Here is a 23539-nt window from a genome sequence, read left to right as displayed (position 1 = left end):
TTCTTGGAATGAGCAACCGGAACGGTGAATGCTGAAATATGATAGTTAATAAAGTGACGGTTCGCCTTCCGGGCGCGTTTTAAAACGGCGATGTAGCCACATGTATTGATCCAGTGCGAGCAGAATGTTCTGTTCAACAACGTTGTTCATCCAGGCGGCAGTCGCAGTTTCATTATCTACAGGTGCACCCTGTTCAGCAGGCTGAATCAGTAATTCATAACCTTTTCCTTCGGGCAGTCGGCGTGGCACAAATGGGACGATTGCCGGAAGCGCCGTTTTTATCAGCATATAGCTCCCGCGGGTGGTTGCCGCGGTGTCTACGGCAAACAACGGGGCGAATACGCTACTGCGCGGGCCATAATCGTGATCTGGGGCATACCAGATTATGTCCCCCTGTTTGAGGGCGCGTATCATGCCCTTAAGATCTTTCCGGTCCAGCATGGATTTATTGGAGCGCAGCCTTCCCCACGTCTGTAACCAGTCAATCAGCTTGTTATCATTCGGACGATACACGCCGATTCCCGGATTGTGCATACCAAAAACTCGCGCACCGAGTTCCAACGTTAAAAAATGCAGTCCGATCAGCAATACGCCTTGCTCCCGCTCGTTCTCAGGATGTATGTGCTCAAGGCCTGTAACCGTAAACCAGCGTTCGAGACGCCAATTCGGCCAAAACCAGGCCATACCCGTTTCAACTACGCCCATGCCGACCGATTCAAAATTCTTCCTGACTAATGCATCCCGCTCAGCCTGTGGCATGTCGGGGAAACACAGTTCAAGGTTGCGAGCGGCAATCTTGACGCGCTTTGGTAGCAGGCGCATGGCCAGATAGCCGAGCGTGGTACCGATACGATAAATAACGGGGTAGGGCAGCAAAACGATCAGGTAAAGGATACCGATGCCCAACCAGGTGAGCCAGTAGCGCGGATGTAGCAATGAACGATTAAAAGAAGGGATTTGTGTCATGGCCTCAGTATCAATATTTTGGTGCTGGTCGGCACGCGAACCGTTAAAAAGAATCGAGTTAATGATTAACTGCAAGATAGATTATTGCGGTGCTTTGCCAATAAAACAAACTATTGCCGTCTTATTGACTGATTTTTATACAAAAACAAGCAATAATCGTACCATCTCCAGAGAATGATTTTTGACTTTTGGTGGCATAGGGCGTGGTGAAATGGGGAAGAGGCGACCCTGAAAGGATCGCCTGATGCACATGGTTATTGTTTGAAAATGCCTCGGGCGTAGTGTGGTTCGCTACGCCAGTACTGTGCAGGGGCGGATACCTGTGCGCCGAGTCTGGCGGCCGCATGCCACGGCCAGCGAGGATCGAAGAGTATCGCGCGAGCCAGCCCGATAGCATCTGCCTCACCGGTTGCAACGATCGCTTCAGCCTGTTCCGGTTCGGTGATCAATCCAACGGCGATGGTCGTAATACCAACTTCTTGTTTAATCCTCTGCGCATAGGGAACCTGATAATTAGGCGCAGGATGAATCTGCTGTAATGGTGATAGTCCACCACTGGATACATGGATGAAATCGCAGCCCAATTCGTGCAGTGCTTTACTGAGCTGTACGGACTGTTCCAGATCCCAGCTGCCTTCCACACCATCTGTCGCAGAAATGCGCACACCAACGGCTTTATGTTCAGGGAAAACGTCGCGTATCGCGCGGTAAATTTCAACGACCAGACGCATCCGATTTTGAAGCGAACCGCCATAGCCATCCGTGCGCTGATTTGTCAGCGGCGAAAGGAACTGGTGCAGTAAATAGCCGTGAGCAGCGTGAATCTCTATCAGATCAAAGCCCAGACGATCCGCACGTTTAGCTGAGTCAACGAACGCGTTAATTAGCGCACGGATTTGCGGTTCTGACATGGCCTGTGGTGTTGCATCACTGGCGTTGTAAGGGACAGCCGATGGCGCGATAGTCTGCCATCCTCCCTGTTCTGGATGCAGAAATGCCCGTCCGCTCCACGGAACGCCCGTTGAGGCTTTGCGACCCGCGTGCCCCAGCTGTATGCCGAGGGGCATGCCAGAATAGGTTTTGACAGACTGAATCACGCCAGCAAGAGCCTGCTCTGTCGCGTCATCCCATAAACCAAGGTCGTGCGGGGAGATCCGACCTTCTGGCGAAACCGCGGTAGCTTCGATAATGAGCAATCCAGCGCCAGAATGTGACAAGTTACCTAAATGCATCGTATGCCAGGCTGTCGCCTTGCCGTCCTCAGCTGAATACTGACACATGGGGGCAATGATGATTCGGTTGGGCAGTTCGAGTTTACCAAGCGATACGGGGGAGAAAAGCTGACTCATAATGACAGATCCTTCGATGATGATACTTCATGAAAGCAAAAATGAATCCCAGAGGTCATGGGATTACGGTAAGGTCATAGGTTTACGGTAGATCACTCTTTCTCGTTGCGCTATTCATTTCATGCCCTGACAGCCTCAGCGCTATCAGGTATGATGCCGGGCGATTCGATGTATCGAGCGATAGCTTGATATTGAACGTCACACGCTAACCTCAATGAAAACAGGAACGTACACCATGCCAGTGTTACATAACCGAATTTCTAATGAGGAACTGAAGGCGCGTATGCTTGCGGAAACCGAGCCGCGTACCACAGTTTCCTTCTATAAATATTTTACGATTGACGATCCAAAAGCCTTTCGCGATTGTCTGTATATTCAGCTTGAGCAATATAAGGTCTTCGGGCGTATTTATATTGCCACTGAAGGGATTAACGCCCAAATCAGCGTACCCAATAATCAGTTCGATGCCTTTAAAGCTGCATTGTTCAGTGCGCATCCGGCACTCGATCAGATTCGCTTAAACATCGCTTTGGAAGATGACGGGAAATCGTTCTGGGTGTTGCGTATGAAAGTACGCGAACGGATTGTTGCCGATGGCATTGACGATCCTACTTTTAACCCGGCGAATGTCGGGCAATATCTGAAAGCCGATCAGGTCAATGCGATGGCTGACGATCCTGATACTGTATTTGTTGATATGCGTAATCATTACGAATACGAAGTCGGGCATTTCGAGAATGCGCTGGAAGTCCCATCGGATACCTTTCGCGAGCAGCTACCGATGGCGGTTGAAATGCTGGACGAGGTGCGTGATAAAAATATTGTCATGTACTGCACGGGCGGTATCCGTTGCGAGAAGGCCAGCGCTTACATGCTGCATCACGGCTTTAAGAACGTGTATCACGTCGAGGGCGGCATTATCGAGTATACGCGTCAGGCTAAAGCTCAGGGTTTACCGCTGAAGTTTATCGGCAAGAATTTCGTGTTTGATGAACGGATGGGAGAGCGTATCTCTGATGACGTTATCGCGCATTGCCATCAGTGCGGAGCGTCGTGTGATAGTCACACTAACTGCCGTAATGAAGGGTGCCATCTTCTGTTTATCCAATGTCCGAACTGTGCCGCAAAGTACGAAGGCTGTTGCAGTACGCAGTGTCAGGATGAAACGAAGTTGCCACTCGAAGAGCAAAGGGCGATACGCAGCGGGCGTGAAAATGGGATGAAGATCTTCAATAAATCCAAAGGATTGTTGCAGTCAACATTGCACATTCCTGCACCCGTAGCGAAAGATAAGGCTGAATAGCGAACGGCTCATCATGCAATAAAAAGCCCTTTCCAATGGAAAGGGCTGTGTCGTGTTGATACGTGGTGCTGCCTTATTTCTGGCGAACGCCTTCAACAGCAATAATCAGTTCTACATCCTGTGAAGCTGGACCCAAATCCGTCGTGATGTTGAAGTCTTTCAGCTTGATAGTGCCTTCGGCTTGAAAACCTGCACGATAGTTACCCCACGGGTCATCACCCTGACCGATGAGTTTGGCATCCAGCTTAACGGGCTTGGTAACGCCATTTAAGGTCAGGTTGCCGGTAATATCGTAATCTTCACCGTCTTTCTTCACTTCAGTGGACGTAAACGTTGCCTGCGGATGCTTGGTAACGTTTAAAAATTCTGCACTGCGAAGGTGCTTGTCACGTTCTGCGTGGTTAGTGTCAACGCTGTTGGTGTTGATAGTGACATTCACTTTATCTGCTGATGGGTTTTTCTCATCAAAGGTAAAGGCACCATCGAAGTCGTTAAAGCTGCCGTAAAGCCAGCTGTAACCGAGGTGTTTAATGCGGAATTCGATAAACGCGTGCTGGCCTTCTTTATCGAACTTGTATTCTGCCGCCAGTGCAGAACCGGCAGAGGCAAGCATGGATACAGCGGTCAGGCTCAGTAGTGTTTTCTTCAGCATTGGTATTTCTCCATAAATCCAGAAAGTTAAGGAACGTTGCGACCCAACATCCGTTTCAACGTGTTATCACCATCGATAAAGTGGTGTTTTAATGCGGCTAAACCGTGCAGTGCTGATAAGGCAACCACCGCCCATGCAAGATAAAGATGCACGTCGCCTGCTATATCGGCCTGATCCGTCAAGCCGCTGACAATGGCCGGAACAGAAAACCAGCCAAAAACTGAGATAGAATGCCCTTCGGCAGTGGAAATGAGATATCCACTAATGAGAATGGCGAAAAGAATGACATAAAGCGCAATATGAGCCAGCGTCGCGCTGACGCGGGTTAATGTGGAATAGCTTTTCAACGGCGGAGGCGGTGGGGAGATAAAACGCCACACCACGCGAAAGATTAAGATGGCAAAGAACAACACGCCAATGGCTTTGTGAATCTCTGGAGCACGGTGATACCAAATATTGTAGTACCCTAATGTGACCATCCACAGTCCTAAAGCGAACATGCCATAAACGGTTAACGCTGCAATCCAGTGCAAAAGAATGCTGATATGGCCATAACGAGAAGAGGTATTACGCCAAAGCATGGTGATAACTCCTTATCAGATCGGTAACGCAGTCAATTCGGCGAAATTTAACAGGAAGAAACATAAAATCAATATAAACTTTCAAATTGCAACATTATCATAAACATGAGCAATTTTTTTGAATTTAAATTCATAATTTATTCAGTTTGGTTATGGAAGTTCTTTACTAGAAATAGATATTTCTAATGCCTGGTTTCAGGCGAAGGATGAATAAAGACGACGGTGAAATAAATTAATGGCACTGGAAAGGGGCTCTATTAGTTGAATAATGATGTAGCGGGTGATTATTAGTATAAGAGTCGGTGGGGGTATAAGAACAGATAGGTTCAACTTAATTGATTGATGGATATAAAAAGAAATGAGAATAGCCCTAAAATAACAACACCGCCTATTGGCGGTGTTGTTATTTTAGGAAAATCAATGGGTATTGAATATAATATTAATAACGTTATCAATTACTAATGTTTTCGATAATCACTGGCGTCACAGTCTGTAGATTCGATTTTTGCAATACCTGCTTCAAGTATGTGTATCAGTTGCCTTGCAACATCGGTCGTTAGCCAAAGCGTCCGGTCTACATGTGCTTCATCTGGTGCTTGGTCCGAGGTGGATAAGTAGTGCAAACGGATCATCATGGCGTCATAACTGTCAACGGTGCTGATGTCCCAACCTACAAGAGGATGTGTCTGAATAACTTCATTTTTTCTATCCATAAATACCCCTTATTGACTAGTTACTAACATGAGTGACTAACGAGGCTTCTGGTGGCTCATTATTTTTAAATGAACATTATCAGTATACTGCTGCTTATTTAATTTATGGGAAATATTTTCAATTTTTCGTAAAAAAGATTACACAGACAGGTGTGGCTAAGGGATAGGCGATGCGTTAGATGAAATATCGGGATGAACAGATTTTCATCCCGAAGGTGTTGTTAACAGCGGCGAAAGAGCATTATTCCACACCAAATCCTGCATTTTTCTCCAATGCGGCAGCAAGTCGAGCAAGGTATTTCTTCATCGCAGGATCCCGGTTCTCATTTTGAGATTCGAGTGCCAGATTGTGAATCATCAGTTTGTTTGCTTTTTCATCAAGGCAGAATGCCAGGGACGAAAAGGCAAGTTCCAGAGCGTCTATTTTGCGTTGTTGTTCGCCAATCAGCTCCAGCAGTTCCCCGAATGTCATTGCCTCTTCTGGTTTTTCTACCGTCATAACAGATACCCTCGGTCATAGCACATGGCGAATTGCCGCTTTAAACTGCCATTACAGCCTATATCTTCGTTATTTTTCAAGCTTTAGATTACTCTGCGGTAAACCAGTCGTCGGCGCTTTCCCATGTTTCCTGCAAGATTTCAGAGATACGATCTTTGTCCTCTTTGCCTGCCCCCATGACTGTCAGGTTATTTGCGGATGCATAACGAACTTGAATGGGAGTGTCGGGATAAATTTTGTGAATACGCTTTTCCAGCTCATGCCTGAGTGCGTCGACTGCGCCGGCGGGTAAAGGCGTTGTCTTTGCAAGAGTGATTTCTACGCGCATGCTGACCTCCAAATTTTAAACTGTTTATTTATACAGTTATTGTGAGTGGAGAACAAGACACGCAATAAAATTTAGCCCATCGGCATAATGCGGATGGGCTTGTCGATTAACGGACTGACCAGTTGAGGCTTTGGCCAGCCAGGAAGGGGATTAGCGATTCGTCGCCGAGAGCGATTTCTTCGGGGAACGTGACGGTTTCACGATGAAGCTCAATCCAGCTGTCGTTTACCGGCAGGCCATAAAAACGTGGGCCGTTCAGGGAGCAGAATGCTTCGAGTTTATCCAGCGCGTTCATTTCTTCAAAAACGGTGGCGTAGGTACTTAATGCCGACTGAGCATTGAACACACCGGCACAGCCGCAGCTGGACTCTTTTCTGTGTTTTGCATGGGGCGCGGAGTCAGTGCCGAGGAAAAGTCGGTCACAGCCGCCAGCGACCGCTTCACGTAGCGCCTGCTGATGCGTATTGCGTTTTAAGATGGGTAGGCAATATAGGTGGGGACGAACGCCACCAACCAGCATATGATTGCGGTTAAACATCAGATGCTGCGGTGTAATGGTTGCGGCGAGATAATCGTTACCTTCAACAACATACTGCGCGGCTTCTTTCGTCGTAATGTGCTCAAGGACGACCTTCAACTTAGGGAACTGTTTGCGTAATGGTTCCAGCACGGTTTCGATGAAGCGCGCTTCCCGATCGAAAATATCAACGGCAGAGTCGGTAACTTCACCGTGGATGAGTAACGGCATGCCAATTTTCTGCATTTGTTCCAGAATGCCAGAAATATTGGCGACACTGGTGACCCCATGGCTGGAGTTCGTTGTCGCATTGGCTGGATAGAGTTTGGCCGCAGTAAAGACGCCTTGCTCAAAGCCACTCACGATTTCATTAGCATCAAGCGCATCGGTCAGGTAGCACGTCATCAGCGGATGAAAGTTATCACCCTGCGGGACTGCGGCCAAAATACGCTGACGATACGCGATAGCGCTGGCTACGCTGGTAATAGGCGGCGTCAAGTTAGGCATAACAATCGCACGGCCGAAGAAACGGCTGGTATAGGGGAGAACGGTTTCCAGCATCTGATCGTCACGCAGGTGAATGTGCCAATCGTCAGGGCGACGGATTTTAAGAATAGTGGGCTGTGCGGTCATGGAATTGCGCTCCGGCGGTCAGTAGAAAAACATCGTCTTTCGGTTGGTTTTGGGACTGATACGGCGGGGGATAAGGATAAGCGTAAAGCTATTTGAATGCATCCGTTTGTTGATGAATGCTTGAAATTAACCGTGGATTGGCATTTGATAGCATTATCTTTTCATTGATAAATAAGGGATGTATATGGAAATTCGTATTGTGGCCACTATTCAGGCAAAAGCAGAGTTCATTGCAGATGTTACTGCGACGCTAAAACGTTTGGTATCGCCAAGCCGACAGGAAGCAGGCAATGTGCAGTATGATCTGCATGAAGTTGTGGATAAACTAGGTTTGTTTGTGTTCTTCGAGCGTTGGAAGAATCAAGATGCAGTGGCATCACATGGGCAGAGTGAGCACTTTAAACGCTTCTTGGTGGAACTGGATGGTAAAACAGACAGTGTAGATATTAAGACGTTGAATTTTTTAGGCTAACGACAGTTTCTGAATAAAAAAACACCCGCCAATTGGCGGGTGTTTGTCTATAAAAAACAGGATTACTCGCTGACTGGCGTAGGCTTGGTTGCTGGCGCAGTTGATTGGTTAACTGCGGCATGACCACCTGCTGAGCCTTTTCCTGAGAACGGATAGGCTGGGCGTACCCAATCACTGTGTAGAGCAGGCTCCACGTGGTATGCCGGTGCCGGTGCTTTAGTCATTGGCGCCGTTGCATGGAGCTTATAGCGAGGCAGTTCAACAACACCAACAGCCGCTGGTTTTGCCACGCTCATTGCGGGCTCTTCCACAACCTGCTGTGTTCTGGTGGTGGCTACTGGCTCATCCTGAACGCTTTGTGGCTGACGGACTTCCTGTGCTGCGGCAATCTCTGGGGTAGAAACCGGTTCTGCCACATCGGCTGTTTCGGTCACATCAGCAATGTTATCTGCTGGCTGCTCTTCGGCAACAACCTCAGTCGCAATCTCTGCAGAAACTGTATTTTCAGTAACGACAGCTTCAGTGGTCTGCGCATCTTCAGTGGCCTGAGTTGCAACAGTATCATCAGCCCCAATGGCTTTTGCTTCTTCTACCACACTCACGGCAACCGCAGCGATAGCATCATCAATAGCCGTGTTTTCGGTGATTGGCTCAACGGCCGTGTCTTCGTCCGCAGCACTTACTTCAACATTTGCTACATTACTATCCTGAATGACGTCTGCGGATTGTGCAGTTGCTGTTACAACAGCGTCAACCTGAACGGCGGCTTCAGTAGTCGCAACGTTTTCAATCGTGTTGGATTCAGTCGCATCGGCTTGTGCACTCACTGCGGCTTCGACAACGGCAGGTAACAATGGTGTTTCGATTGCTGCCACGTTCTCGTCTTGCAGTTGGCTTTCAGTTTGCTGTGACTGTGCAACAGGGTAGCTAACCCACACTTTTCCTGATGCCATCTCCGGTGATGCGGCGGCAAACTCCAACTGCATCGGTGACTGAGATGGATAACGCTCATCACGATAGCGGCGGCGGCGCTGACCGCTGACGCGCAGGTGACGTGGCGAACGACGTGAACGACGCGGCATACCGCCATTTTCGGCATTGGCACGATTAACATCGTTTTGCTCGTTATCGACCTCGCTATTGTCCACCGTAACGTCGTTTAGCTTAACGTAAGATTGAACCAGCTCAGGTGCTTCCGCAACCAGTGCCGTGTTATCAGAGAGAGTATCCTGCTGAGTTTCAGACTGGACACGTACTTTCTGTGTCAACTGACGGCGTTGGCGACGCTGCATCACTTGAGTCGGTTTGTCCTCAACTGCATTGTCATCGGAATCATCAATAACTGGCTGTGCTTTTGTCTCTGCTGGAGCCTGACGACGATCATCTTGACGACGACGCTGACGTTCAGCACGTGGTTCACGGCGCGGTTGTTCTTCCGAACCGGCTTTCTCCACATTATCCGCAGAGCGGGTTTCAACAATCGCTTCGTCGTTTTGTCGCTTATTTCGGCGCTGATCATCACGATTGTCACGAGAGCCACGGTCACGGCGATTATTACCCTGACGGCGTGAGTTCCGGCGTTCAGGGCGCTGACCTTCAGTGGATTTCTCTTCTTCGGCCTTCTTATCGTCAACGCTATCCGCTGCTTTTGCCGCAGGCTCGGAAGCAAAGACGCTTTTTAAGGCGCTGAACAAACGGCTAACGAGGCCTGGCTGAGCGACTTCCGCAGGTTTCGCCGCAGCAGGCGCTGCTTTGGCAATCGATGGTGCGGTGTCCTCTGGCATTTCAGCCATGCTAAACGTTGCTAAAGCGGGTTGCTCAGGCTGTTTACGCTCGATCGTTTGTTCGTCTTGCAGCTGCTGTATTTCCGTTTCCAAACGCTGAGGCAGCAAATAGCTGAGCGTCGGTTTCTCTTCGCCTTTACGGACGCGAACAACGGAGTAGTGCGGTGTCTGCATACCGTCGTGTGGCACGATGATCGCGCGCACGCCGCCTTGACGTTTCTCAATGGCGTTAACGGCGTCACGCTTCTCGTTCAGCAGATAAGATGCAATCTGAACCGGAACAATCGCGTGGACTTCTTTGGTATTTTCTTTCAGCGCTTCTTCTTCAATCAGACGAAGAATAGACAGTGAAAGTGATTCATTGTCACGAATCGTGCCTGTGCCGCTACAGCGTGGGCAGACGTGGTGGCTGGATTCACCCAGTGAAGGGCTCAGACGCTGGCGCGACATCTCCAGCAGACCGAAGCGGGAAATTCGACCGATCTGAATACGTGCACGATCCTGACGCACGGAGTCACGTAGGCGGTTTTCAACTTCACGCTGGTGGCGAACCGGAGTCATATCGATGAAGTCGATAACGATCAGGCCACCGAGGTCACGCAAGCGCAATTGGCGGGCAATTTCGTCTGCGGCTTCAAGGTTAGTATTAAACGCCGTTTCTTCAATGTCACCACCGCGTGTGGCTCGAGCGGAGTTGATATCAATGGCCGTCAGTGCTTCGGTAGTATCGATAACGACAGAGCCGCCGGACGGCAGGCGAACTTCACGCTGGAAAGCTGACTCGATCTGCGATTCGATCTGATAGTGGCTGAAAAGCGGAATTTCACCACTGTACAATTTGATTTTACTGCTGAAGTCAGGGCGACCCAGCGCAGAAATATGTTCTTTCGCCAGATCGAGAATTTTTGGGTTGTCGATCAGGATTTCGCCAATGTCTGGGCGCAGATAGTCACGGAAAGCGCGGACGATCACGTTACTTTCCTGATGGATCAGGAACGGTGCAGGGCGGCCTTCGGCGGCTTTTTTGATCGCGTTCCAGTGTTTCAGACGGAAAGCCAAATCCCATTGCAGCGCTTCAGCGGATTTGCCCACGCCTGCGGTACGAACAATGAGCCCCATGCCATCAGGTAGTTGCAGCGATCCCAAGGCTTCTTTGAGCTCAGTGCGATCGTCACCTTCGATGCGGCGTGAAATTCCGCCTGCACGTGGGTTATTTGGCATTAAGACCAGATAGCTACCCGCCAGGCTGATAAACGTGGTCAGTGCAGCGCCTTTGTTGCCACGCTCTTCTTTGTCTACCTGAACTATAACTTCCTGACCTTCACGTAACACATCTTTGATGTTAGGGCGGCCATGGGAAGCATAGTTGCTGGGGAAGTATTCGCGGGCGATTTCTTTAAGAGGGAGGAAACCATGCCTTTCTGCGCCGTAATCAACAAAAGCCGCTTCAAGACTGGGTTCGATTCGAGTGATTTTACCTTTGTAGATATTTGCTTTCTTCTGCTCATGACCCGGGCTTTCGATATCCAAATCATACAGCCGTTGACCATCAACCAAGGCAACACGCAACTCTTCTTGCTGAGTTGCGTTAATTAACATTCTTTTCATCTTCAACTTACTCGTTATTTTTACTTGCATTATTGATAGAGCTGCGGACAAAAGAACCGCATGACCGGAGTGAACCGATGGTCCCGTGGCTTATCGCAGGGACGTCAACCTCCCGGTTGTCGTCTGCATAGAGACGCATGTTTCGGTAGCCTGTGTTTCCTGATGGAAAACAGTGCATTTACTGAGGGAACAGCTTCTGAGAATAATGTCGCCAGATCTGATTCCACTTGCCGGCCAAGCTGCAATCCGCAGCCCGCTAACTGCTTGATTTTGCATTACGTCTTACGCCATTGCTGCGTGTGTGCGTCATCAGGCAAATTTAATAATTCGCAATTTCCCCGTGTTTTATCGGAAATCCGCGTGGGAAACGCAAAAGCATTATTCCACTGCTGATACCGTTATAGCAAGGTGACTTTGCCTGTCTGTAAAAGATACTTCTGTTGCAATCACAAAAACGGACAGGGTTTGATGCTACAGCGCAATTCACCCATTGATACCGACAGTGCAACAATATCTTTATAAGTCAGACACACAGTTAAGCACAGAAAAAGAAGTGGCGCTATCGGGTTGCTCTATTTAGAATCGCGCATCATGAAAACAGATAATCCTTCAGTACAATTTGTGACGATCTCCGCAGATGAAGCGGGGCAGCGCATCGATAATTTTTTGCATACCCACTTAAAGGGTGTGCCTAAAAGTATGGTTTACCGTATCTTGCGAAAAGGTGAGGTAAGGATAAATAAGAAACGGGTCAAACCTGAGTATAAATTGCTCGATGGTGATGTCATTCGTATTCCGCCTGTTCGACAGGCAGAACGTGATGAAACCCCTGTTTCTGCCAGTCTTGGTAAAGTGGCAGCGTTGGCCGAGTGCATTATTTATGAAGATGACTACCTGCTGGTGCTGAATAAGCCTTCAGGCACCGCGGTGCATGGTGGCAGTGGCTTAAGCTTCGGCGTGATTGAAGGGCTACGCGCTTTACGCCCAGAGGCGCGTTTTCTGGAGTTGGTTCACCGTCTCGATCGCGATACTTCAGGCGTTTTGCTGGTTGCCAAAAAACGTTCGGCCTTGCGTTCTCTCCATGAACAACTGCGGCTGAAAGGCATGCAAAAAGATTACCTCGCGCTGGTTCGCGGCCAGTGGCAGTCTCACTGCAAGGTCGTTCAGGCACCGCTGTTGAAAAATATCCTGCAAAGCGGTGAACGTATCGTTCGGGTAAACAGCGACGGTAAACCGTCAGAAACGCGCTTTAAAATAGAAGAGCGTTTTGAACACGCGACGCTGGTGCGGGCGAGCCCTGTTACTGGGCGTACGCATCAAATTCGTGTACACGCCCAACATGCTGGGCATCCGATAGCGTTCGATGACCGTTATGGCGATCGCGAATTCGATCAGCAACTGGCGGACACGGGCTTAAAACGTCTGTTCCTGCATGCACAGGCGCTACGTTTTGAACATCCGAACACGGGTGAGACACTGAGAGTCGAAGCGCCATTGGATAGCGGACTGCGTCGCTGTCTGCAGGTGCTGCGCAAGACAAAAGCATAACCACGTATACCTCTACATGCTTTTGTCTGTCGGGATAGCTGCTTCATCGGGCTATCCCGATTTATTTTACATCGTCAATTTACACCGTCAGCGGATTTACGCCTTCCTTTTGTAGCATCTGCGTTAGCGCGATCAGGGGTAATCCAATGAGCGTATTAGGATCGCGCCCGGATAGTCGTTCAAAGAGGGTAATGCCCAATCCTTCGCTTTTAAAGCTGCCCGCGCAGTTCCACGGCTGTTCTTTCTCCAAATAGCCGTCAATTTCCGCTTCCGTTAGCGTACGGAAATGCACGTCAAATGGCTCTGCGAGGCTCTGCATTTCCTGGGTTGCACTATTGAAGAGCGCTAAACCCGTAAAGAAGGAAACACACTTTCCGCTGGCCTGCTGCAACTGCCGTGTTGCATTACCCTTGTTATGTGGTTTTCCTGTTATGGCGTTCCCCAGCACGCAAACCTGATCGGAACCGATAATCAGGCTATTGGGGTAGTGCGCGGCCAGCGCTTTCGCTTTGCTTTCAGCAAGGCGGGTCACAAGCTCGACGGCGTTTTCGCCGGGGCGAGGGGTTTCATCGATGTCTGGCGATGCGCAAACAAAAGGGATCGCGAGCTTTTCCAATAAGGCTCGACGGTAAGGTGAGGTTGAGGCGAGAACAATCTGCTGCATAATTTTTTGATAAACCGTAGCGTAATGATGAAAGGCATTTTAAACTGTGCGCCGCTCTGGAAGCGAATATTGGTGAAAGGTGGTGCATCACTGCCTTTTTCTTTGACTCTATGTCGTTACGACGTTAATATGCGCGCCCTATGCAAAAGGTAAAATTACCCTTAACCCTTGATGCGGTCCGCACTGCTCAGAAGCGTTTAGATTACGTTGGTATCTATTCAGCTGAACAAGTAGAGCGTGTTGCCGAATCAGTGGTGAGTGTGGATAGTGATGTTCAGGCCTCTTTATCTTTTAATATTGATAATCAGCGTCTGGCGGTGATTGACGGTAACGCTGACGTTATGGTCACACTGATGTGTCAGCGTTGCGGAAAGCCGTTTGAACATCAAGTCCATGCGACATTCTGTTTTAGCCCGGTCGTCAATGATGAGCAGGCCGAAGCGTTACCGGAAGCGTATGAGCCGATCGGCGTTGATGAATTTGGCGAAGTCGATCTGCTGGCAATGATTGAAGATGAAATTATTCTGATGTTGCCTATCGCCCCGGTGCATGATTCTGAACACTGTGAAGTGTCCGAAGCGGATATGGTATTTGGTCAACTGCCTGCAGAGGCGGAAAAACCAAATCCGTTTGCCGTATTAGCCAGTTTAAAGCGTAAGTAATTAAGGAGTAAGGTCCATGGCCGTACAACAAAACAAACCTAGCCGTTCCAAACGTGGTATGCGTCGTTCACATGATGCGCTGACTACCGCTTCTGTATCCGTAGATAAAGTTTCTGGCGAAACTCACCTGCGTCACCACATCACTGCGGATGGTTACTACCGCGGTCGCAAGGTCATTGCTAAGTAATTCTTGCGAATTATTTGCAAGGCAATACCTTGACACGCCTAACACTGGCGTTAGATGCGATGGGCGGGGATTTTGGTCCCTGCGTAACAGTGCCTGCTGCATTGCAGGCACTGGCTTCTAATCCAGCTCTCAATTTGTTATTAGTCGGCGATCCTGCTGCGATTACTCCATTACTTGCCAAAGTCGATTCTGATTTACTTTCCCGCTTAGAAGTTGTTCCGGCGGAGTCGGTTATTGCTAGTGATGCGAGGCCGTCGCAGGCTATTCGTGCGAGCCGTGGTACCTCAATGCGCATAGCGCTTGAGTTGATTAAAGACGGTCGAGCACAGGCCTGTGTAAGTGCTGGCAACACGGGTGCGCTCATGGGGCTTGCCAAGCTCCTGATTAAGCCACTGGAAGGCATTGAGCGACCCGCGTTGGTGTCAGTATTACCTCACCAGCAACATGGAAAAACAGTCGTGTTGGATCTGGGGGCGAATGTTGACTGTGACAGCACGATGTTGGTTCAGTTTGCCGTGATGGGCTCAGTGATGGCAGAAGAAGTGCTGGGGCTGACAAATCCTCGGGTCGCGTTGTTGAATATCGGTGAAGAAGAAAGCAAAGGGCTGAGCACTATCCGTGAAGCAGCGGCACAGTTAAAAGAGGCACCATCAATAAATTACATCGGTTATCTGGAAGGCAACGATCTGCTGACTGGAAAAACGGATGTGATGGTCTGTGACGGCTTTGTGGGGAATGTCACACTGAAAACGGTGGAAGGCGTGGTAAGGATGTTCCTGTCACTGCTGAAATCTCCAGCTTCAGGCCCGGGACAAAAACAAAAGCGATCCTGGTGGTTGAAATGGCTAGGGCGTTTGTTACAAAAACGCTTATCGAAGCGTTTCGGTCATTTGAATCCCGATCAATATAATGGCGCATGCCTGCTAGGATTACGGGGAACTGTAATCAAAAGCCATGGTGCAGCAAACCAGAGAGCGTTTGCGGTTGCTATTGAACAGGCAATGCAGACGGTACGGCGGCAGCTTCCCGAGCGGATTGCCGCTCGTCTAGAAGCGGTATTACCCAAGAGTGACTAAGCGTACATGTATACAAAAATAATCGGAACGGGCAGCTACCTGCCTGAAGAAATCAGGACGAACGCTGATTTAGAAAAGATGGTGGAAACGACGGACGAATGGATCGTCACACGTACTGGAATCCGTGAGCGCCGTATTGCCGCGCCGGATGAAAACGTAGCGACCATGGGATATCGGGCCGCGCAGAAAGCACTGGAAATGGCGAATGTCGATCCTTCTGAAGTCGGTCTTCTGATTGTTGCTACAACATCATCAAGCCATGCTTTCCCTAGCTCTGCCTGCCAGGTTCAGCAACTGCTAGGGATCAAAGATACGATTGCCTTCGATCTGGCTGCTGCATGTGCAGGTTTTACCTACGCGCTGAGCGTTGCCGATCAATATGTTAAAAGTGGTGCGGTGAAATACGCGCTGGTGATCGGCTCTGATACGTTGTCTCGTACATTAGATCCTGAAGATCGCGGCACGCTGATTCTGTTCGGTGATGGTGCGGGTGCCGTGCTGTTAACGCCGTCAGAACAACCGGGTATTCTTTCTACCCACCTGCATGCCGATGGTCGTTATGGCGAGCTGCTGACGTTGCCACATCAGGATCGTAATCATACGGATACGCCTGCTTACCTGACGATGGCGGGTAATGAAGTCTTTAAAGTGGCAGTGACTGAACTGGCACATATCGTTGAAGAAACGCTGCAAGCGGCTCAACTGGATAAAAGTGAATTAGACTGGCTGGTGCCTCATCAGGCTAACCTGCGCATCATCAGCGCCACGGCGAAAAAGCTAGGTATGGGGATGGACAAGGTGGTTGTGACGCTGGATCGTCATGGTAATACCTCCGCAGCCTCTGTGCCTTCAGCGCTTGATGAAGCGGTACGCGATGGGCGTATTAAACCAGGGCAACTGGTGCTGCTTGAAGCCTTCGGTGGCGGCTTTACCTGGGGTTCCGCGCTGGTTCGTTTTTAATTAAACAGGATTGTGATATGACGCAATTTGCAATGGTGTTTCCCGGTCAGGGATCGCAGACGGTAGGGATGTTAGCTGAACTTGCAGCAGAATACCCGATCGTCACCGAAACGTTTGCTCAGGCTTCTGAAGTGTTAGGTTATGATTTGTGGCAGCTTACCCAGCAAGGGCCGGCTGAAGAGTTGAATAAAACCTGGCAGACTCAGCCTGCGTTACTGACCGCTTCTGTTGCTATCTGGCGTGTCTGGCAGCAGCAGGGAGGCAAAACGCCTGCTCTGATGTCTGGTCATAGCCTCGGTGAATATTCTGCACTGGTTTGCGCGGGTGTGCTGGATTTCCAACAGGCCGTCCGTCTGGTTGAACTGCGTGGGAAACTGATGCAGGAAGCCGTGCCAGAAGGCACGGGTGCGATGTATGCCATTATCGGGCTTGATAACGAGGCCATTGCCAAGGCGTGTGAAGAATCTGCGCAGGGGCAAGTGGTGTCTCCGGTAAACTTCAATTCACCGGGTCAGGTGGTGATTGCGGGCAATAAAGATGCCGTTGAGCGTGCTGGTGCTGCGTGTAAAGCGGCGGGTGCGAAGCGTGCGCTGCCGCTGCCTGTCAGTGTACCGTCACACTGTGCATTGATGGAACCAGCAGCGAAGAAACTTGCTGTTGCGCTTGAGTCTGTGACGTTTAATTCTCCGGTCATTCCCGTTGTCAATAATGTTGATGCACGCATCGAAACCACGCCGGAAGCCATTCGCGATGCGCTGGTGCGCCAGCTTCATTGCCCAGTGCGCTGGACTGACTGTGTTGAATTTATGGCTTCTCAGGGCATTGAGTCGCTGTTAGAAGTCGGACCGGGTAAAGTATTGACTGGCTTAACCAAACGAATCGTCGATACCCTGACAGCAGCTGCGGTGAACGATCCTGCTTCTCTATCAGCGGCGATTGAGAAATAAGAACGGAGAAGACAATGAGTTTTGAGGGGAAAATTGCACTGGTTACTGGTGCAAGCCGTGGTATTGGGCGTGCCATCGCCGAGACGTTGGTTGCCCGCGGGGCAAAAGTCATTGGTACCGCAACCAGCGAAAAAGGTGCTGAAGCAATTAGCGGCTGGCTGGGTGAGAACGGTAAAGGTTATATGCTGAATGTTGCCGATGCAGCATCAGTAGAAAGCGTATTAGCAGAAATTCGCGCAGAATTTGGGGAAGTTGATATTCTTATCAATAATGCGGGTATCACCCGTGATAACCTGCTGATGCGTATGAAAGATGATGAATGGCACGATATCCTGGATACCAATTTAACGTCGGTATTCCGCATGTCTAAAGCAGTGATGCGTGCCATGATGAAGAAACGTTTTGGCCGGATCATTACCATCGGTTCCGTTGTGGGAACGATGGGCAATGCAGGACAAGCTAACTACGCGGCAGCGAAGGCGGGACTGATTGGATTCAGTAAATCCCTCGCGCGTGAAGTGGCTTCTCGTGGTATTACGGTCAACGTTGTCGCGCCTGGTTTTATCGAAACAGATATGACTCAGGCATTGACAGAAGAACAGCGAGCAGGCATTTTGACGTCGGTTCCAGCTAACCGACTCGGTGATGCTAAAGAAATCGCCAGTGCTGTTGTATTTTTAGCCTCTGATGAAGCTGCTTACATTACTGGCGAAACATTGCATGTCAATGGCGGCATGTATATGATCTAAAAAGCTCGAAAACTATTTGCATTATTTGCGGTGATAACCGCAAAATAGCACAAAATCGTGGTTCGACCAGCCGAGATTTTGTTGCATCTTTTCAAACATTTTATACACTACGAAAACCATCGCGAAAGCGAGTTTTGATAGGAAATTTAAGAGTATGAGCACTATCGAAGAACGCGTTAAGAAAATCATCGTTGAACAGCTTGGTGTTAAGCAGGAAGAAGTCGTAAACAATGCTTCTTTCGTTGACGACCTCGGCGCTGATTCTCTTGACACTGTTGAGCTGGTAATGGCTCTGGAAGAAGAATTTGATACTGAGATTCCAGACGAAGAAGCTGAAAAAATCACGACTGTTCAAGCAGCCATTGATTTCATTCAGGCTAACCAGCAGTAAGCGAACATATCTAGGCGGTCATTCGACCGCCTAAGTTTTTTTGTCCCGCAGTGTCTTTTTTTCCCTCCCTGGAGGACAAGCGTGTCTAAGCGTCGAGTAGTTGTGACCGGACTGGGCATGTTATCTCCTGTCGGCAATACAGTTGAGTCTACCTGGAATGCTCTTCTTGCCGGTCAGAGTGGTATCAGCCTGATCGACCATTTCGATACTAGTGCCTACGCAACGCGTTTTGCTGGCTTAGTAAAGGATTTTAATTCTGAGGAATTCATTTCGCGTAAAGAAGCTCGCAAAATGGATGCCTTTATTCAATACGGTGTTGCTGCTGGCGTTCAGGCCATGCAGGATTCCGGTTTGGAAGTAACGGAAGAAAACGCCCCGCGTATCGGTGCGGCGATTGGTTCCGGCATCGGCGGTCTGGGTCTTATTGAAGAGAACCACACTGCGCTGGTGAACGGTGGCCCGCGTAAAATCAGTCCGTTCTTCGTGCCGTCAACCATCGTCAATATGGTGGCTGGGCATCTTACTATTATGTACGGACTGCGTGGCCCGAGCATCTCTATCGCTACGGCCTGTACGTCTGGCGTGCACAATATTGGTCAGGCAGCTCGCATCATTGCTTACAACGATGCGGATGTGATGTTGGCTGGCGGTGCAGAAAAAGCCAGTACGCCATTAGGCGTCGGTGGATTCGGTGCTGCTCGTGCGTTGTCTACGCGCAACGACGATCCTCAGGCAGCAAGCCGTCCGTGGGATAAAGACCGTGATGGTTTTGTGCTGGGTGACGGTGCTGGCCTCATGGTGCTGGAAGAGTATGAACACGCGAAAAAGCGCGGTGCGAAAATCTATGCAGAAATTGTTGGATTTGGCATGAGCAGCGATGCGTATCATATGACGTCTCCACCGGAGAATGGTTCTGGTGCTGCGCTGGCGATGGAAAATGCGCTGCGTGATGCTGGTGTGTCAACGAGCCAGATTGGCTATATCAACGCGCACGGCACCTCTACGCCAGCGGGCGATAAAGCCGAAACGCAGGCAGTGAAATCCGTATTTGGTGCGGACGCCAGCAGTGTGCTGGTGAGTTCGACAAAATCCATGACGGGTCACTTGCTCGGTGCAGCAGGCGCAGTTGAATCGATCTTCAGTATTCTTGCTCTACGCGATCAGGCTGTTCCGCCAACGCTCAATCTGGACAATCCAGATGAAGGCTGCGATCTGGACTTCGTGCCTCATGAGGCGCGTCAGGTCAGCAACCTGGAGTACGTACTCTGCAACTCTTTCGGCTTCGGTGGAACCAACGGTTCTTTGATCTTCCGTAAAGTTTGATTGCGATTGCGTCTTAAAAAAACCCGGTTTCCGGGTTTTTTTTTGCCTGCATAAAATCAGACACGCTTGCTTGTCTGCAACGCCGCTTTACTGGCAAGCTGACGATGATGAATGATGCGGAGCTTATTATGCTGTGGATTAATGGTCAGTTACAGGAACAGCTCTCGGTACTCGATCGGGGTACACAGTATGGTGATGGCTGTTTTACGACAGCCAGAGTATGCGATGGCGAAATTGTCTGGCTTGATCGACATATCGTGCGTCTGCAACAGGCCGCGACGCGCTTATTGTTTCCGACGCTTGATTGGGAAAGTCTGATCGCTGAAATGAAACAGGCAGCAGTGGGGCGGGCGGACGGCGTAGTGAAAGTGATGCTCACGCGGGGTGTCGGCGGGCGTGGCTATAGCGCCCAAGGCTGTGTGCAGCCAACCCGAGTCGTCATGCAGATAAGCTATCCTGCGCACTATGCCGGCTGGCGTGAGCAGGGCATTAACCTGAATCTCAGCCCTGTGGCGCTAGCTAAAAATCCGCTGTTGGCGGGAATAAAACATCTGAATAGGCTCGAACAGGTGTTGATTCGCGCGCATCTTGACCAGACCTCAGCCGATGAGACCCTCGTGCTTGACACCTCTGGTGCGCTAGTGGAATGCTGTGCCGCGAATTTATTCTGGCGTAAAGGGCACCGGGTCTATACGCCGGATTTATCCCAGTCAGGCGTGGATGGCATTGCCCGGCAGCATATCATCGCCTTGCTGGCTGGTTCTGACTTCGATCTACAGATTGTCAGCGAACCCGTCGCCGCATTGGCCGATGCGGACGAAGTGCTGATTTGTAACGCATTAATGCCGATAGTTCCCGTGAATCAGGCACATGTCTGGCGTTACCACTCCCGAGATCTTTATCAATTCCTGAGTTCTGACTGCTAGTAGATGGTTGATTTATGAAGAAAAAGAAAATTGGTTTGCTGATTATCACTGCTGTTGTGCTGATATTACTGGTTGCGTGGCAGAAAATGCAGCGTTTTGCTGATTCTCCATTGGCTATCGAAAAGGAAACTATCTTTACGCTTCCGGCTGGTACGGGAAGAGAAGGGCTGGAAACGCTGCTTCTCGATCAGAAAATTATTACTGATGGCGCGTTTTTTCCGTGGTTACTGCGTATCGAGCCTGAGTTGGCGAAATTCAAGGCGGGTACGTATCGCTTTACAGCGGGAATGACCGTACGTGAGATGCTGGCGCTGCTGTCCAGCGGAAAAGAAGCGCAATTCTCCATCCGTTTTGTCGAAGGCTCACGTTTGAAAGAGTGGTTGGTCACGCTGCAACAAGCACCTTATATTAAGCATTCACTGGCCGATAAAACCGAACAGGATGTTGCCACCCAGTTGGAAATCAAAGATAAAACGAACCCGGAAGGCTGGTTTTATCCTGATACCTATTCATACACGGCGGGTACGAGCGATATCGCCCTGTTGCAGCGCGCGCATCAGCGCATGAAAAAAACGGTGGATGAGGTATGGAAAGGGCGTGAGGAAGGATTACCGTATAAGACACCAGACGAATTACTGACGATGGCGTCAATCATTGAAAAAGAAACGGCGATCAATGAAGAACGCACGCAGGTTGCTTCCGTCTTTATCAATCGCTTACGTCTGGGCATGCGCTTGCAGACTGACCCCACAGTGATTTATGGCATGGGCGACGACTATAAAGGCGTGATAACCCGTAAAGCATTAGACACGCCGACGCCTTACAATACGTATGTCATCTCCGGCTTACCGCCTACGCCAATTGCGATGCCGGGGAAAGCTTCATTGGATGCGGCTGCGCATCCAGCCAAAACGTCGTACCTGTATTTTGTGGCGGATGGAAAAGGCGGACACAGTTTTACCACTAACCTTGCAGACCATAATCGTGCTGTGAGGGTATACCGCTCAGCGTTAAAGGAACGGGATGAACAGTAAATTTATCGTCATTGAAGGATTGGAAGGCGCGGGAAAGACTACCGCGCGCAATATCGTCGTGGAAACGCTGCGCTCACATGGTGTGAAAGATGTGGTGTTCACACGAGAGCCCGGTGGCACGCCGCTGGCGGAGAAGTTGCGAGAACTCATTAAGCAGGGTATGGCTGATGAGAAGGTCACTGACAAAGCGGAAGCCCTGATGTTATACGCGGCCAGGGTGCAACTGGTGGATAACGTCATTAAACCTGCGCTGGCGAATGGACACTGGGTCATTGGCGATCGGCACGATCTTTCTTCACAGGCTTATCAGGGCGGTGGACGTGGGATCGATCAGCAACTGCTGCGTTCACTGCGTGATACCGTGCTGGGCGATTTTTGTCCCGACCTGACGCTCTATCTTGATTTACCACCGGCGATCGGTTTGCAGCGTGCGCGTCAACGCGGCGAACTGGATAGAATCGAGCAGGAGTCGCTGGCTTTCTTTGATCGCACCCGTTCCCGCTATCAGGAACTGGCTGCGGAGGATGACAGCATCCTGACGATCGACGCCTCACAATCTATTGATGCCGTCAGTGCGGATATTCAGGCCGCGTTACAGCAGTGGTTGCAACAACAAGGTTTGCAGCCTATCGCGCAGGGGCAGCACTGATGGATTGGTATCCGTGGCTGAATGCATCCTACCGACAGCTCATTGGTCAATACCAGGCGGGCAGAGGACACCATGCCGTGTTGCTGCATGCGCTGCCGGGTATGGGCGATGAGTCGCTGATTTATGCGCTGAGCCGCTGGCTGATCTGCCAGCGGCCCGATGGAATGAAAAGCTGCGGCCACTGTCATTCATGCAATCTGATGACCGCGGGAACGCACCCAGACTGGCATGTGCTAAGTCCGGAAAAAGGCAAGCACAGTCTGGGCGTTGATCCGGTGCGTGACGTTGTGGAAAAAGTGTATCAACACTCCCGGCAGGGCGGAGCAAAAGTGATCTGGCTGGCTTCTGCTGAGCAACTGACAGAAGCCGCTGCGAACGCACTGCTGAAAACGATGGAAGAACCACCGCAGAATACCTTCTTTTTATTTGGCTGCCGTGAACCCGCTCGGCTATTGGCAACGTTACGCAGCCGTTGCCTGTATCACTATCTGGATGTCCCTGGCGAGACGCAGAGCGTGCTGTGGCTGAATGCTCGCCATCACCATGACAGCAAGGCATTGCGCACGGCATTGAGATTGCAATCGGGTGCGCCGCTAGCCGCCGAGGCGTTATTGCAGCCAGAGCGGTGGAAACAGCGTAGCGCGCTGTGTCAGGCGTTTTCTGCCGCGCTGACTTCGCGAGATCAGCTCTCGTTGATACCACAGCTAAATCATGACGATGTGGATGTTCGTATTCACTGGTTGGCCACGCTACTGCTGGATGCCATGAAATGGCAGCAGGGGGCAAGCGAGCATTGGGTGAATCAGGATCAGATCGAACTGGTTGAGCGTCTGGCGCGCGAACCTTCCGCACATTTGCAGTATGAACTGCAACAGTGGTTGGCTTGTCGGCAAAAATTGCTGACCGTCACGGGTGTGAACCGTGAACTGCTGCTGACGGAACGTCTGCTTGATGGGGAGCGCACGCTTGCTTCATCGGTTAAGCGCGACAGCCATCCTTTTTCTGCTTAATTACTATC

Annotated in this window: 25 protein-coding genes; 15 read left to right on the top strand and 10 right to left on the bottom strand. The window is 50.2% G+C overall.

What is annotated here, in order from left to right; translation table 11 throughout:
• Nucleotides 1-45: 45 nt before the first annotated feature.
• Together JFY74_12560 and JFY74_12555 are read right to left on the bottom strand one after the other, a co-directional pair.
• Complete coding sequence (locus tag JFY74_12560) at nt 46-966, bottom strand: LpxL/LpxP family Kdo(2)-lipid IV(A) lauroyl/palmitoleoyl acyltransferasee (GenBank protein ID QQG26965.1); 921 nt, start codon at nt 964-966, stop codon at nt 46-48.
• A gap of 254 nt (nt 967-1220) precedes the next feature.
• Nucleotides 1221-2315, bottom strand: coding sequence for an NADH:flavin oxidoreductase/NADH oxidase (locus tag JFY74_12555; protein QQG26964.1), 1095 nt, complete (start codon nt 2313-2315; stop codon nt 1221-1223).
• Between the two features lie 235 nt (nt 2316-2550).
• On the opposite strand from JFY74_12555, the gene JFY74_12550 reads away from it, so the two are divergent.
• Nucleotides 2551-3618, top strand: coding sequence for a rhodanese-related sulfurtransferase (locus JFY74_12550; GenBank protein ID QQG26963.1), 1068 nt, complete (start codon nt 2551-2553; stop codon nt 3616-3618).
• A gap of 73 nt (nt 3619-3691) precedes the next feature.
• On the opposite strand, the gene JFY74_12545 is transcribed toward JFY74_12550, so the two are convergent.
• From JFY74_12545 to pyrC, 6 genes are all read right to left on the bottom strand, one after another.
• The gene (locus tag JFY74_12545; GenBank protein QQG30535.1) at nt 3692-4267 is read right to left on the bottom strand and encodes a YceI family protein; all 576 of its coding nucleotides are present in this window, start codon (nt 4265-4267) and stop codon (nt 3692-3694) included.
• Between the two features lie 29 nt (nt 4268-4296).
• Nucleotides 4297-4851, bottom strand: coding sequence for a cytochrome b (locus JFY74_12540; GenBank protein QQG26962.1), 555 nt, complete (start codon nt 4849-4851; stop codon nt 4297-4299).
• 458 nt (nt 4852-5309) lie between these two features.
• Nucleotides 5310-5564 carry a biofilm formation regulator BssS gene (gene bssS / locus JFY74_12535; protein QQG26961.1) on the bottom strand — a complete coding sequence of 85 codons (255 nt, stop codon included), beginning with the start codon at nt 5562-5564 and terminating at the stop codon, nt 5310-5312.
• 241 nt (nt 5565-5805) lie between these two features.
• A complete protein-coding gene (locus JFY74_12530; GenBank protein ID QQG26960.1) occupies nt 5806-6063 on the bottom strand; it encodes a hypothetical protein in 258 nt (85 codons plus the stop codon).
• A gap of 88 nt (nt 6064-6151) precedes the next feature.
• Nucleotides 6152-6391: a DNA damage-inducible protein I gene (gene dinI, locus JFY74_12525; protein ID QQG26959.1), complete on the bottom strand. Its 240-nt coding sequence runs from the start codon at nt 6389-6391 to the stop codon at nt 6152-6154.
• A 106-nt stretch (nt 6392-6497) separates the two neighbouring features.
• Complete coding sequence (pyrC, locus tag JFY74_12520) at nt 6498-7541, bottom strand: dihydroorotase (protein QQG26958.1); 1044 nt, start codon at nt 7539-7541, stop codon at nt 6498-6500.
• Nucleotides 7542-7725: 184 nt separating this feature from the next.
• On the opposite strand from pyrC, the gene JFY74_12515 reads away from it, so the two are divergent.
• Nucleotides 7726-8013 carry an antibiotic biosynthesis monooxygenase gene (locus JFY74_12515; GenBank protein ID QQG26957.1) on the top strand — a complete coding sequence of 96 codons (288 nt, stop codon included), beginning with the start codon at nt 7726-7728 and terminating at the stop codon, nt 8011-8013.
• A gap of 62 nt (nt 8014-8075) precedes the next feature.
• On the opposite strand, the gene rne is transcribed toward JFY74_12515, so the two are convergent.
• Nucleotides 8076-11405 (bottom strand): ribonuclease E, encoded by a 3330-nt coding sequence (gene rne / locus JFY74_12510; GenBank protein ID QQG26956.1) that lies wholly within the window; start codon nt 11403-11405, stop codon nt 8076-8078.
• 591 nt (nt 11406-11996) lie between these two features.
• Between rne and rluC the strand changes: the two genes are divergently transcribed.
• Complete coding sequence (gene rluC / locus JFY74_12505; GenBank protein ID QQG26955.1) at nt 11997-12953, top strand: 23S rRNA pseudouridine(955/2504/2580) synthase RluC; 957 nt, start codon at nt 11997-11999, stop codon at nt 12951-12953.
• Between the two features lie 79 nt (nt 12954-13032).
• Here the strand turns inward: rluC and maf are convergent, their stop codons facing one another.
• Nucleotides 13033-13617, bottom strand: coding sequence for a septum formation inhibitor Maf (gene maf / locus JFY74_12500; protein QQG26954.1), 585 nt, complete (start codon nt 13615-13617; stop codon nt 13033-13035).
• A gap of 140 nt (nt 13618-13757) precedes the next feature.
• Here maf and yceD point away from each other — a divergent pair, with 140 nt between their 5' ends.
• The 12 genes from yceD (at nt 13758) to holB (ending at nt 23531) form a co-directional block, all read left to right on the top strand.
• Nucleotides 13758-14279, top strand: coding sequence for a 23S rRNA accumulation protein YceD (yceD, locus tag JFY74_12495; protein QQG26953.1), 522 nt, complete (start codon nt 13758-13760; stop codon nt 14277-14279).
• A 16-nt stretch (nt 14280-14295) separates the two neighbouring features.
• Entirely contained in the window at nt 14296-14466 is a 171-nt protein-coding gene (gene rpmF, locus JFY74_12490; GenBank protein QQG26952.1) for a 50S ribosomal protein L32, read from the top strand.
• 29 nt (nt 14467-14495) lie between these two features.
• The gene (gene plsX, locus JFY74_12485; GenBank protein ID QQG26951.1) at nt 14496-15542 is read left to right on the top strand and encodes a phosphate acyltransferase PlsX; all 1047 of its coding nucleotides are present in this window, start codon (nt 14496-14498) and stop codon (nt 15540-15542) included.
• A 6-nt stretch (nt 15543-15548) separates the two neighbouring features.
• A complete protein-coding gene (locus tag JFY74_12480; GenBank protein QQG26950.1) occupies nt 15549-16502 on the top strand; it encodes a ketoacyl-ACP synthase III in 954 nt (317 codons plus the stop codon).
• 17 nt (nt 16503-16519) lie between these two features.
• A complete protein-coding gene (gene fabD, locus JFY74_12475; protein ID QQG26949.1) occupies nt 16520-17449 on the top strand; it encodes an ACP S-malonyltransferase in 930 nt (309 codons plus the stop codon).
• 14 nt (nt 17450-17463) lie between these two features.
• Nucleotides 17464-18198, top strand: a complete 735-nt coding sequence (gene fabG, locus JFY74_12470) for a 3-oxoacyl-ACP reductase FabG (GenBank protein ID QQG26948.1) — start codon at nt 17464-17466, stop codon at nt 18196-18198.
• A 154-nt stretch (nt 18199-18352) separates the two neighbouring features.
• A complete protein-coding gene (acpP, locus tag JFY74_12465; GenBank protein QQG26947.1) occupies nt 18353-18589 on the top strand; it encodes an acyl carrier protein in 237 nt (78 codons plus the stop codon).
• An 81-nt stretch (nt 18590-18670) separates the two neighbouring features.
• On the top strand, nt 18671-19912 hold the full coding sequence (gene fabF / locus JFY74_12460) for a beta-ketoacyl-ACP synthase II (GenBank protein ID QQG26946.1): 1242 nt from the start codon (nt 18671-18673) through the stop codon (nt 19910-19912).
• Nucleotides 19913-20040: 128 nt separating this feature from the next.
• Nucleotides 20041-20838, top strand: a complete 798-nt coding sequence (pabC, locus tag JFY74_12455; GenBank protein ID QQG26945.1) for an aminodeoxychorismate lyase — start codon at nt 20041-20043, stop codon at nt 20836-20838.
• A gap of 14 nt (nt 20839-20852) precedes the next feature.
• A complete protein-coding gene (gene mltG / locus JFY74_12450) occupies nt 20853-21872 on the top strand; it encodes an endolytic transglycosylase MltG (GenBank protein QQG26944.1) in 1020 nt (339 codons plus the stop codon).
• The gene (locus JFY74_12445; protein QQG26943.1) at nt 21862-22521 is read left to right on the top strand and encodes a dTMP kinase; all 660 of its coding nucleotides are present in this window, start codon (nt 21862-21864) and stop codon (nt 22519-22521) included. The genes mltG and JFY74_12445 overlap by 11 nt, the downstream gene beginning before the upstream one ends.
• Complete coding sequence (holB, locus tag JFY74_12440; protein ID QQG26942.1) at nt 22521-23531, top strand: DNA polymerase III subunit delta'; 1011 nt, start codon at nt 22521-22523, stop codon at nt 23529-23531. Before JFY74_12445 ends, holB begins: the two co-directional genes overlap by 1 nt.
• Nucleotides 23532-23539 lie beyond the last annotated feature (8 nt).

Source organism: Pectobacterium carotovorum (genome assembly GCA_016415585.1).
GTDB lineage: Bacteria > Pseudomonadota > Gammaproteobacteria > Enterobacterales > Enterobacteriaceae > Pectobacterium > Pectobacterium carotovorum_K.
Note: the sequence above shows the minus strand (reverse complement) of the source record. Positions and strands in the feature narration are given on the sequence as shown.